8 protein-coding genes are annotated in these 12663 nt (G+C 37.0%); all 8 read right to left on the reverse strand.

The features are described 5' to 3' along the window. Positions 1-10 precede the first annotated feature (10 nt). A complete protein-coding gene (locus E0F76_RS06685) occupies positions 11-865 on the reverse strand; it encodes a fumarylacetoacetate hydrolase family protein (RefSeq protein ID WP_132003218.1) in 855 nt (284 codons plus the stop codon). Between the two features lie 60 nt (positions 866-925). Next, positions 926-1690, reverse strand: coding sequence for an SDR family NAD(P)-dependent oxidoreductase (locus E0F76_RS06690; protein ID WP_132003221.1), 765 nt, complete (start codon positions 1688-1690; stop codon positions 926-928). Positions 1691-1886: 196 nt separating this feature from the next. After that, a complete protein-coding gene (locus E0F76_RS06695) occupies positions 1887-3161 on the reverse strand; it encodes a bile acid:sodium symporter family protein (protein WP_165932650.1) in 1275 nt (424 codons plus the stop codon). Positions 3162-3317: 156 nt separating this feature from the next. Beyond that, the gene (locus E0F76_RS06700) at positions 3318-3980 is read right to left on the reverse strand and encodes an aspartate/glutamate racemase family protein (protein ID WP_132003227.1); all 663 of its coding nucleotides are present in this window, start codon (positions 3978-3980) and stop codon (positions 3318-3320) included. After that, positions 3977-5359 (reverse strand): four-carbon acid sugar kinase family protein, encoded by a 1383-nt coding sequence (locus E0F76_RS06705; protein ID WP_132003230.1) that lies wholly within the window; start codon positions 5357-5359, stop codon positions 3977-3979. The genes E0F76_RS06700 and E0F76_RS06705 overlap by 4 nt, the downstream gene beginning before the upstream one ends. Next, positions 5359-6600 carry a ribulose-bisphosphate carboxylase large subunit family protein gene (locus E0F76_RS06710; RefSeq protein WP_132003233.1) on the reverse strand — a complete coding sequence of 414 codons (1242 nt, stop codon included), beginning with the start codon at positions 6598-6600 and terminating at the stop codon, positions 5359-5361. Before E0F76_RS06710 ends, E0F76_RS06705 begins: the two co-directional genes overlap by 1 nt. Positions 6601-6626: 26 nt before the next feature. Beyond that, a complete protein-coding gene (locus tag E0F76_RS06715) occupies positions 6627-9059 on the reverse strand; it encodes a sugar-binding domain-containing protein (RefSeq protein ID WP_132003237.1) in 2433 nt (810 codons plus the stop codon). A 96-nt stretch (positions 9060-9155) separates the two neighbouring features. Further along, positions 9156-12656, reverse strand: coding sequence for a malectin domain-containing carbohydrate-binding protein (locus tag E0F76_RS06720; protein WP_132003240.1), 3501 nt, complete (start codon positions 12654-12656; stop codon positions 9156-9158). Positions 12657-12663 lie beyond the last annotated feature (7 nt).

Genomic DNA, 12663 nt, shown 5'->3' on the forward strand with positions numbered 1-12663 from the left:
TTTTTTTTTATTATTTGCTATATGCCACAGCCACTTGTTTACTTGTCCCTAATCCTTCCATTCCTAGTTCAACCACATCTCCCGCTTTAAGATAAATAGGGTCTGGTTTAATTCCTAAACCAACTCCAGGAGGTGTCCCAGTACTGATAATATCACCAGGAAGTAAGGTCATAAATTGACTTAGGTAATGAACTAAGAAAGGAATTTTGAATACTAAATTAGACGTATTACTATTTTGGTATTTTATTCCGTTTACGGTCAACCACATTGATAAATTATCTACATCTGCAATTTCATCTTTTGTAGCCATAAAGGGACCAAGTGGTGCAAATGTATCACATCCTTTTCCTTTACACCATTGTCCTCCAAGTTCCAATTGAAAGGCTCTTTCACTGTAATCGTTATGCAAACAATATCCTGCTACATAATCCATAGCCTCTGCTTCTTCAACATAACTGGCTTTTTTTCCTATTATAAATACCAATTCAATTTCCCAATCCGTTTTATTGCTGTTCTTAGGAATTATTACATCATCATTAGGACCACATAAGGCGGTAGTCGACTTAAAAAATATAATTGGCTCTACTGGTATTGGAGCATTCGTTTCTTTACAGTGGTCCACATAGTTTAATCCTATGCAAATTATTTTAGAAGGCCTTGCAACAGGAGACCCCAATCGTACTGAAGCATCTACTTCGGGCAAAGTAGGATTATTTTTTAATGCTACTTCTAATGATTCAAGTCCATTTCCTTCAAAAAATGCTTCATTATAATCTGAAACAATAGAGGAAACATCATATCTTTTATCTCCAATTAAAATACCTGGTTTTTCTTTACTGGCTTCTCCAAAACGTATTAATTTCATTTCTTTATTTTTTAGTTTGTTGTTTTTTTAAATAATATTTCAAATATGATTAAGAGGACTTTAGTTGTTTAATTTAATAAATCCCCCATCAATAGGATAATCGCAACCCGTAATAAATCCAGCTTCGTCGCTACATAAATATAAAGCCAAAGCAGCTACTTCGTCCGGTTTCCCCATTCGACCAATAGGTTGTGACTTCGATAACTTTTCAAACATTTCGGCTTCTTTCCCCGGATAATTTTTAGTTATAAATCCGTCCACAAAAGGGGTATGAACTCTAGCAGGAGAAATTGAATTACAACGAATATTTTCAGACATAAAATCTTTGGCAACTGATAAGGTCATTGCCATTACAGCACCTTTTGCTGTTGAATAGGCAAATCGATCCGGAATACCAACCCAAGCCGCAATAGATGCCATGTTCACAATAACTCCACCCTCAGCATGACGCAGTTTTGGGATTGCTGCATGCAAACAATTATAAACTCCTTTTACATTGATATTCATAACACGATCGAAGTCAGCTTCCATTGTATTCTCCACATTACCCACATGAGCAATTCCTGCATTGTTGACAAGAATATGTATGTTACCAATTTTTTCAAATGTTGCAATTACCTCTTTTTGATTGGCCACATCACACGCATAAGAAAACACTTTTCCTCCAGTTTTTTGAATTTCATCTACAGTTTCCTGTGCGCTTTCAATGGATAAATCTATAATATGTAATTCCGCCCCTTTTTTTGCAAACAAAGTGGCAATAGCTCTTCCTATTCCACTGCCTCCGCCTGTTACTACAGCTTTTTTATTTTGTAATGAAAACATGTTTTATAATTTAGTTGTTATTTTAAAAGTTTGTTATTTGAATTTAAAGTTACAAATTAAATAGCCAGTCGCTTTTGAATTATTATCGTTCTTTCATTTATATAATATTCATCCCTCTCTGGATTTACTTCAAGACCAATCAAGGTATAAAAATAAAAATCACACTTTAAGTTAAGCTACATTTTTGTAATTAATTTTACTTTGAAACGACTTTCTCCCTATCGCCTTTTTTGCGCCAATAATTTGCTAATAATGAACCCGAAACATTCATCCACGGACTAAATACCGCTGAAGCCAATCCTAAGGTCGCTAATTTTCCCATAGAGCCAGCCAATCCTGATGCCATTCCGCCGTTTTGCAAGCCTACTTCAAAAGCAATGGTTTGGCTTTTTCTCTTATCCAAGCCACTTGCCCTACTCAGCCAATAACCAAAAAAGTAGCCCGCTCCATTGTGTAATATCGAAGCCAAAAACAATAAGAATCCAATTTGAATTAAATTATCTCTTCCTGCTGCGGTTGTTACCAAAGTAAAGTAGATAATTCCAAACATAGAAAAATAAGGCATCATAACATCTATTTTAGCATAGCTTTTATAGACCAAATGATACAAATAGCCTACAATAAAAGCACCACATAAAAAGTTCAAAATTTCAAACAGCGATGCTGACGTACTGTCGGGGGCAATTCCAAATGATTCCCAAAATATAAAAACAATAGCCAACCAAATTGTAGCTATAACTGTCAATATTTTTACATTTCTTTGTGCACTAGCTCCATACGTTTTTAAAATATCGTGAATCATTGCCGCTGTCAAAGGGACTATCACAATTTTAACAATCTCCATCATCATATTAAAAAAATGGACTTCAACTAAAGTTCCTGCAAATATTTTCATCAAAAATGGCGTCATAATCGGTGCTGCCAAGGTTGAAATAGCCGTTACAGTCACTGATAAAACCAAATCTCCTTTGGCAATATAAGTCATCACATTGGAAGCCAAACCACTACTACAAGAACCTATCAAAATGATTCCTGCCGCAATTTCAGGTTCAAAACCAAAGGTAGTAGCGATAAAAAAACCAGTTAGAGGCATAATAGTAAAATGCCCTAGCAAGCCGATAAGTACTCCTCTACCCGAATGCCGAATCCCAGTAAAATCTTTGATACTCATTTGAGTTCCCATTCCGAACATCACTAATTGAATGATAATTAAAATCAGCCATTTGTTACGCATATCAAAACCTCCAACATGCAAGAAAAAATCAGGATAAATCAAACCAGCACAAACCGCTGTAATGATCCAAAAAGTATATTGATAACCGCTTAGTACTTTCAGATACCCTACCCCAATAGAAACACTTGAAAATCCCAAAACTAGTCCCAATTTCCATACTAAATCCAGCTGTTGCAAACCGCCAATTGCAGCTGCAATGAAAAGTATTAAGGCAATCCAAAGAAAATATTTACGCATACAATATATTAAAAAATGTTATAATTACTTAACCATATAAGTCTTATTAAGGTCATTTAAACTTAAAAGTAAAAGGCTAAATTTAAATGAACTAAACTTTATAAGATCATTTCAATTAAAATCAAAAAATCAAACCTTATAGGACTTATATGTTTATTAAAAATAAAGCTCTGCTAATTTTTTCATTGCAATAGCGGGACTAGCCAAAATAGGAACAATTTTTTCTTCAGCACTTAAATTATCCACCACACGCGCCATTGACGCTTGAGCCAAAACAATTACATCTACTTCTTTCATTAATTCTTTCAAAGCTTTGGCAACCATTTCATCATGTTTTGCGGCATCGCCACTCATCAACGCTTCAAAAGCACCTTCACATAATTTGGATGAAATCGTTACGTTTTTGCCCGCCAATTGGGCTCTTCTTCGTACCAAATCACTTGTTGGTTCCAAAGTAGTAGGTAAAGTAGCGATCACACCGATTTTATTGCTAATCTGCACTGCTTCATCAGCCATCGCTTGGTCTACACGAATAACGGGCACACTACTCAAAGTCGCTGCTGTTTCAATCGCCACACCAATAGAAGAACAAGTCACCAAAATCACATCGGCTCCTGCAGCTTCTGCAGCTTGGATATGACTCACCACTCTAGCCGCAGTATTGGGCATTAATTTCCCTTTTTTGATAACGTCTTTAATCAAGCTGTCATCGACAATATTGAAGGTTTCCACCCCACTTAAAAATTCATTTGTCAACTGTTGAAACAAAGGCACTAATGTTGCCGATGTATGTACAAAACCTAATACTTTTGCGCTCATAATTTCTCTCCTTTTACTACTTTTATAAAATAATCGGGGGTACCTACTTGACCTCCTTTAAAATTTAATTCTAATCCATTGACTAAGGTATCATCCGAAATTGCTTTGCAAAGTGGGGCTCCCGGTGCCAATGGTGCAATCATTTCTAAGGCTAGAATATCCAATTCAGAAGCAGCATAACTAGAGGTATCGCCACCAGCAAAAAGGATTCTTTTTATTTTTACTTGTGCTAACACTTCTTTGGTAATCTGTCCTAAAACTTTCCCATAAATACTACTGCATTGTTGTTGAATATCATTTTCAGCTATTCCTTTTGACTTAAAAAATAATTCTGTTGCCGCAATTCTAGGATCATCCGCACCTGTACTGGTGTGTAAAACAGTACTTTTTCGTTTATTGAAATTCGCAACAATTTGAGCTGCAGTACTTTTAATAATCGCTTCTTGATAGTCTGAATCTACCGCCTTACTATCTAATGCGATTCCTTCAAATCCGTTTTTCAAGGCATATTCAATTTGATCCGAAGTCACTGGCGAACAACTACCAGATAAAACTAACAAAGGAGCTGCTTCACCAGCAGGTTCAAATGCTATTTTATTTCCTATGATTTTTTCTTTTTTCCAAGCCAATCCCAAAGCCATTTCGATTCCTGAGGAACCAACTGAAAACACTGTTTTGGCTGTGGCCAACTGGTTAAAAACATTTCCAATAGTGCTTAAATGTCCTTCATTTACACCGTCAAAAAACAGAATTTCCGCCTGATTATTAGCAACGGCTTCTAAAACCGCATCTGTTCCTTTTTCTATGGTAGTAAGATTTACCAAACCTATAGATTTTGAAGTTTGTTTTGCTAAATGCAACCTCAAATCTCCTTCCAAAGCAGGTGTAACGGGATGCTTTCTCATTGAAGGATGACGGTCAATGCGGTAAATTTCTCCATTTCCAGTCGTTCCCATTCGGGCAAATAGATTTCCGAAAACACAAAATCTCCCCAAATGTGGCGCAGAAGGCGAAACCAATACGGTTTTTTGATTGAAAACTTCGCTTCCAATTTCGATTGCTTTGCCAATATTACCAACATGCGGTGCCGAATCGAAAGTAGAACAGACCTTATAATGAACATGTGCAGGTTCAAAACTCTTTAGGTTTTCGAAAGCAGGAAAAAGTTCTGTTTCCATATCCAAAGGCGATAAAGACCTACTTTTTCCAGCCAAACCAATCGCTTGAATTCCTGGGAAACGCTCCAAATCTTTTTGTTGTGGTTTTCGAAGAAAAAGAACGGTTTTTACTCCAGCCAAAGTCAAAAACTCCAAAGCATCCGTAGATCCTGTGAAATCATCTCCATAATAGGCTAATAATACTTTTTCTTTCTGTTTCATTATTTAGAAAATTTCTTTACAGATGCTGCAAATTCCGGATATTTCAAGGCTGTTTCTTCTACTGACAAACCTTCAACTGCTCCCGTCCAAGCTTGTTGCAAAGCGTTGACCCCTGCTTTTGGTCCCATTGGATGCGCCAAAATTCCACCACCTGCCATGTATAACAAATCGGTGGTTTGGGTTCTACGATAGGTTTCTACCGCTTGTCCGCCCCATTGTCCCGAAGACACAACAGGCAAAATTTCATATCCCCCCAAAAAAGGTTTTAAACACGATTGTATTGAAGTCACCACAGAATCATCCGACTCCCAAAACTTATTCTGAATGCCATTTACATGCAATTGATCGACTCCTGCCAAACGCTGTATTTTTTGATAGGCTGGAAATTCAATTCCCAACAAAGGATGTCTGTTCAACATTCCCCAGCCATTTCTATGGCCGTGAATAACTAGTTCACCTTGATCACAAATTTTTTTTGTACCAGCCAAGCCAACACTGTTAATACTAATCATAGCACAGCTTCCTTTTTCCTTTCTAATCAAATCGTATTTTCGTTGCATCGCATCAATTTCATCGCTGATATTGAAGGCATACATTACTTTCTTTCCTGTTTTTTGTTCGTTGTCACGAATGACTTTCATAATCGATTTTACTCTATCATCAAAAGGAGAATTTGCCGCAGAACCCATCAATTCATCGTCCTTGATAAAGTCAATTCCGGCATCGATTAAGTTTTTGACCAAAGCCGTTGTTTCGGCAATACTCATCCCGATACTTGGCTTGATAATCGTACCAATCATCGGTCTATCGGCTACACCACAAGATAATTTAGATCCTTGAATACCAAATTTCGATCCTTTGAAATGATTTTTAAATGAATCTGGCAATTCAAAATCCATCAATTTCAAACCTGTAAATTGAGTGATTTCGTATAAATTCCCTTGTAAAGTACTGATTAACACAGGTAAATTATAGCCGAAATTCTCAATCGACCAACTTACTTTTACTCTTGCTTTTTGGTACTTCTTTCCCGGAATACTTCCTCCAGGAATGGAAGGTTCATCAGCTACATCTAGCAATTGAATGTCCTCCACTCGAGCAGCAAAACGTTTTTTCAATTCCTCTGTTTCACCTGGAACTGACACAAAAGTCCCAGATGATTGTTCTCCAGCTAAAACTGCCGCAGCCTGTTCCACCTCATAAGGGGTTTCAATAAGATATTCAGCAAAAACTCTTTCCATGGCTTTTCTATTATTATTTCTTTTAATTACTGTACTCCTACTTCAATTGTTGCAGCATTAATTCCATTCCCTGTTGAAGCTTTCAACTGAATTTTTTCTTTCTTTCCATTCGACTGAATGATGGCAATACATTTTCCGTTATATACTTTGCAAGAATTGGCTTTAAACGAATCTAATCCCGCTTGATAACCGTTGTCAACACCAACCAATTTTCCTCCACCAGTCACTTCAAATTGAATTAAATCATTCGCATTTGGCACTAAATTTCCATCAGCATCTGTAATCGAAACGGTAACGTAAACCAAATCGTAAGTGTCATTTTTGATGGTAGTTTTATCCGCTATTAAAGCAATTTTTGAAGCAGCTCCAGCAGTATGAATCACTTTCTCTAAAACTACTACTCCCTTCTTTCTAGAAATCGCTTTTATAATTCCTGGTTCGAATTTTACACGCCAAGAAATATGCAAATCATCGTTTTGTTTTGATTTTACTCCAAGAGATTTCCCGTTTAAGAATAATTCCACTTGATCGGCATTGTTGTAATAGGCCCAAACATCAACTTCCTGCCCCGAAGTCCAGTTCCAATGCGGAAAAATATGTAAAACGGGTTTCGTTGTCCATTCACTTTGGTACATATAATACACGTCCTTTGGCAAACCCGCTAAGTCCACAATCCCAAAATAAGAACTTCTCGCTGGATATGGATACGGATCGGGTTCGCCCAAATAATCGAATCCTGTCCAGATAAACGTTCCCGCCATAAAATCCTGTTTTTTGATGGTTTTCCAATTGGCTTCATGCGTGGTGCCCCAATAGGATTGTACCTGGTCATAAGCAGAAACGGTCCAATCTGCATTGCCATCAAATCCTGCACCATATTTTGGTGGCCAAGCCTTAATCCCATCCGAAGGAAAATCATAATGACCGCGGGTTTCGAGTGCCGAAACACTTTCGGAAGCGAGTATTTTTTGCCCTTTAAAACGAGTCGGGAAATCCTTGTAATCTTCGTGTTTGTAATTAAATCCTAATAAATCCAATGCCCCTGATTGATAAATGAAATTTTTCGCTATAACATTCTCTGTCAAAGCACTCGTAACGGGACGGGTCGTGTCCAAAGATTTTACGATTTGAGCCAATTCTCTGGTAATGGCAATTCCCGTGCTATCAAATTGTTCCCTGATTTCGTTACCAATACTCCACATCATCACTGACGGATAATTGCGATCTCTTTTGATAAAATCTTCCAAATCTTGTTTATGCCAAGCATCCCAATCTTTATGGTAATCGTTGGTAACTTTTTTCTTTTTCCAAACATCGGTAAATTCATCCTGAACAATAAATCCCATTTCGTCACACAATTGCATCATCTCTAAAGAGGCTGGATTGTGTGCCATGCGGATGGCATTTGTTCCCATTTCTTTTAATATTGTCAATTTGCGTTTGATAGCCGCTTTATTCGCAACAGCTCCTAATGCTCCGTTATCATGATGCAGACAAACACCTAAAATTTTCGTTGGAACTCCATTCAATGAAAACCCTTTTTCAGCATCAAAATTGAAAGAACGAATTCCTAGAGGCGTTTCATAATTATCTACTGTTTTTGAATTTTCATAAATTGTAGTGACAATTTTGTATAGATTTGGATTTTCAGTATCCCATAACTTAGGCTGGTTTACAACCAAATTATGAATTTTCGTCGAATTTGTATTTGCACCAATTTTTTCTGTTGTAACAACATTGGCAACTTCCTGATTATTGGCATCCAAAATAGAAGTCTTTAACTTGAATTCTTTAGGAACTTCATTTTTATTTTCGATAGTCACTTCAAAATGCACCGAAGCTTTTGCTGCCGAAACTTCTGGAGTAGTCACAAAGGTTCCCCATTTTGCAACGTGGAGTTTTTCACTAGCAACCAATCGTACATTTCTATAAATTCCAGAACCCGTATACCATCTTGAATTGGGTTGTGCATCATTATCGACTTTTACGGCAATTACATTTTCCTTACCAAAATTCAAATATTGTGATAGCTCATAACCAAATGAAATATATCCGTTTGGGCGAATGCCCAATGAATGTCCGTTTATAAATACTTCGCTGTTTTTAAAAACACCATCAAATTCTATAGAAACTGTCTTTGTTGCCCAATTTTCGGGTAGCGTAAACGTTTTGCGATACCATCCCATTCCTGCTGGCAAAAAAGCTTGTGCTTGTTTGGTTGGATTCTCTTTATTAAACGCAGCTTCAATACTCCAATCGTGTGGCAATTGTAATATTCTCCAATCTGATGTATTTAAGTCAGAATGGATTGCGTTTGGATAATCTCCTAATTTAAAATTCCAGTTTTCATTGAAATCTTCAATAATTCTTATTTTCTTTTCTAATGTTGCACAAGAGATTAAAAATAACAATAGGATTGCACTTCCGACTTTATGCAGGACGTTTTTATGTAACTTCATAATTTTATTTTTTTTATGCTGTATGTCATTGCGAGGAACGAGGTAATAACATAACGAAAGCAATTGCTGTGATTGCTTCGTTCCTCGCAATGACGTTTACTGAAACTCAAATGAATCCAATAGCAATCCTTTCATGTCTTCTGATTCTAAAGTAATGGTATACGTTCCAGCATTGATATAACCACCCGAAGTGGTGTTTAAAATTTTCCATTTTTCTGTTGCGGAAGGAAATTCAATTTCATCATTTCGCATCATAATTCCGTAGGCATCTTGCATCTTGAAACGCACTTTAATTGGTGTTTCATTTCGATTCATAAAACGAAAACGCATCAAATAAATTCTTGCGACACCCGGTTTTACTTCAAACTGAATACTGTTTTTGGTCTTTTGAGTAAACTCAATATAATCGGCTTTTTTGAAGTTTCCTTTTTCAATTCCGTTTCCTGTTACTTTGCCTTTTTCCGCTTCGAAAACAGCTATCGGACGCGAATTGTCTTTTTCGTTCATTTCATATGTTGGCACGACTGCAATAGTCGGATTTATCGCCGAATCAAAAATCACTTTTTCTCCCTTTTTAACTATTTTATGATGAACAAAAAAATCAATTCCAGCGGAATTTTTAGCGGTATCATCTAACTTTTTGTAACCTGAAATTGAATCTTTTGTCGTACTCATTAAATACACTTCCGAATCTTCATTGGTTGTAAAAGAACCTGAAACTTTCGAATGATTGGATAATAGCAAATAATCTGCACCAAAAATTTCAGAAGGCAATTTTGTAAAAATCACATCCGAATCGGAATATTGTTTGGAGTTAATATCCAACCAAGAACCTATTTTTGTTGGAGAATTAATCGATACATTTTGAATGTTTCTTGGCGAAGCAGCAGCTCCTTTCAAAGTTTTATCTTTAGTTGCAATCGCAATTGCAGAGATAATAGCTTGTCCTGCTTTGGCATTTGGAAACGAAATAGTAATTTTTCCGTTTTTACTTTTTACAACAAACGATTTTTTCAATGCAGTATCATGCCCAACTTCCGACCAAATATCTAAATCTTTCAACACCACATTATCATTGATCGCAACATCAAATAAACGCCATCCTTGGCAATCCATTCCGCCACCTGTTCCGTACCAAGGCTCAGTGAAATATAATTCGACTAGATATTCGCCATCGGGAGCGGGAAATTCATATCGTAATTTATCAGCTCCGTATCTGAAATTCTGAAATAATTCATCTTCGTTCGTTCCTGAAATTGGATCAAAAGTTTTACGCTGACTGGCATAAAAATCAGGTAGTTTATTAAAATCATCTGTCCATGACAATGAACCCCAAGTATTCGTTCCGCTTTTATGAACATCGGCTTGCCAACTGTTTCCAAGAGAATCCGTGATTTCTGGACCACCACTATTGACTCTATAAATATAATTATAACCTTTTATAGGCTGTAGAAGCGTTTCTTTCTTTGTTTCTAATGTTTTTAAATTGGGTGCTTTCGGCAAAGAATTTAATACAATATAATCTTTGGCAACAGCCACACCATTCACGTAACCTACCGCATACAACACATTGTATTGAATGTTGGCATTATTCCATTGAAAATGCTGTCCAATGCCTTGATTTTTCAGTTTCCCTAACGAAGCATTATTCACATCATTGAATAATTCGACTTCGTCACAATTCGAATACACATCGATTCCGTTTTTGATTCCTGTGGTTTCCCATCGACTCGGCCAAGTGTGCGAAACGATATAGACCATAGGATTGGTTTTGTTCGACACATAATTCGCTCGGTACATATAATAGGCATCCAAAGGTTCGCCCCAAATACTAAAAAGTCCCTTGTAATTCACTGGCCCTACTCTATCAATATCTCTAAATCCTTCACCATTTTGTTCACGACCTGGGTTCTCATGAGACGCAAACAACCAATTAAATTGTCCAACGACTTTATCTTTCACCGATTCGGCTTCACGAACTTTGATTTCCATTAATTGGGAGAAACGGTTTTCGCTCAAAATTCCTTTTTGGTCAAATTCCCCTTCAGTATGCAAATCAGTGGAACGCCAAGCACCATATTCTCCATTTAACAACTGCTTACTCAACTCGACATTATAATTAAACGGATCGCCACCATAGGTTCCCGACCAGTTTTGCACCACATTCCAGTCCGTTCCTTCTCCTCCGTTGCAAGTAGTTACCTTGCGTTGCAAAGCAGCTGTTGGATCCATTTCACGGATAATTTGAGTACATTCTTCGGCAAACGCTGCTGGAATCGTGCTTTCGTTTTGCAATCCCCACAAAACTACCGATGGATTGTTGCGGCGTTCTTTAATCCATTCTCGCAATAAGTTTTTGAAATTGGCTTTGAATTCAGGTGTGTCGTACCAAATGTGAGCCGAAAACTGACTCCAAAATAAGATACCATTTTCGTCTAGTTCTTTTTGATATTCTAAATTGTGTGGTTGGTGTCCTTCGCGAAAAGCATTGAAACCAGCGGCTTTGATTTGTTCAATTCTGGCTGTGATTTCTTCATTCGAAAAGGAATGGCTTTTGCCAATAAGATGCTCGTATTCGCAAGTTCCGTTGATGAATACTGGTTTATCATTGATGAAAAATCGATTATCATTTCCGTTTCTATCCACCGGCCAAGAAACCCAGCGGATACCATAAGGCGTTTTGAGTTCATCTATTTTTTTTCCGTTTTCATAAATTGAAGTCACTAATTGGTACAAATAGGGATTTTCAGGACTCCAAAGTTTAGGTTGGGAAATTGCTGTTAACGTATGCGGCAATTCTTTGGTTTCGCCTACAAGTATGTTAATTTCACTTTTAGCAGTTGTTACTTCTATTGCTGTTGCATCAAAAAGCGTGTTCACAATCGTCAAGTTACGATTCGTTTTTCCATAGTTTTTGATTTCGGTAGTTGTATTTAGAATGGCTTTCTCTTTCGAAGTCGCTTTGTCATTCCAAATATGAACGCCAAAAGGTTCAATGCGGACATCATTTGTCACCACCAAAGTAACTGGTCTGAAAATTCCCATTGGTTGTGAACCTTCAGAGAAACCCCATTCGCCAGAACAACCTCCACAAACCCAAGGTAAATCGGCAATGAAAGCAGGGTGAGCTGCTTTGACCATTACATTATTTGCGCTGTCAAAAGAAATTGCATCCGTAATATCAATTGTAAAAGTCGTTCTTCCGCCTTTGTGTTCTCCTACTTTTTTACCATTCACCCAAACTGTAGCATAAGAACTTACTCCTTCAAAAAAAAGGAAATGTCGTTTCCCTTTATCGGATTTGTCCAATTGTAGGGATTTATGATACCAAGCGGTACCGTGTAAATTACCATGTTTGGTTCTTCGAAAACCATAATATTGATCCCAGTTGTGTGGTACATTGACGTTTTTCCATTGAGAATCAATTTTAGGATTTTGTACAAAGTTGGATTCTGATGTAAGTGGTTCGTCTAGCATCGTTGTAGTCCAAACAGAATTTAGCGAAACCTCTTTACGAAGTTTCGCTTCCTTCCTATCATTTTGGCCCCAGCCAAAATAACCAACTAAAGCAAAGCAAACTATTAATCTTAAATTCATCCTGTAT

The sequence above is a fragment of the Flavobacterium cellulosilyticum genome (genome assembly GCF_004349355.1).
In the GTDB taxonomy this organism is placed as follows: domain Bacteria; phylum Bacteroidota; class Bacteroidia; order Flavobacteriales; family Flavobacteriaceae; genus Flavobacterium; species Flavobacterium cellulosilyticum.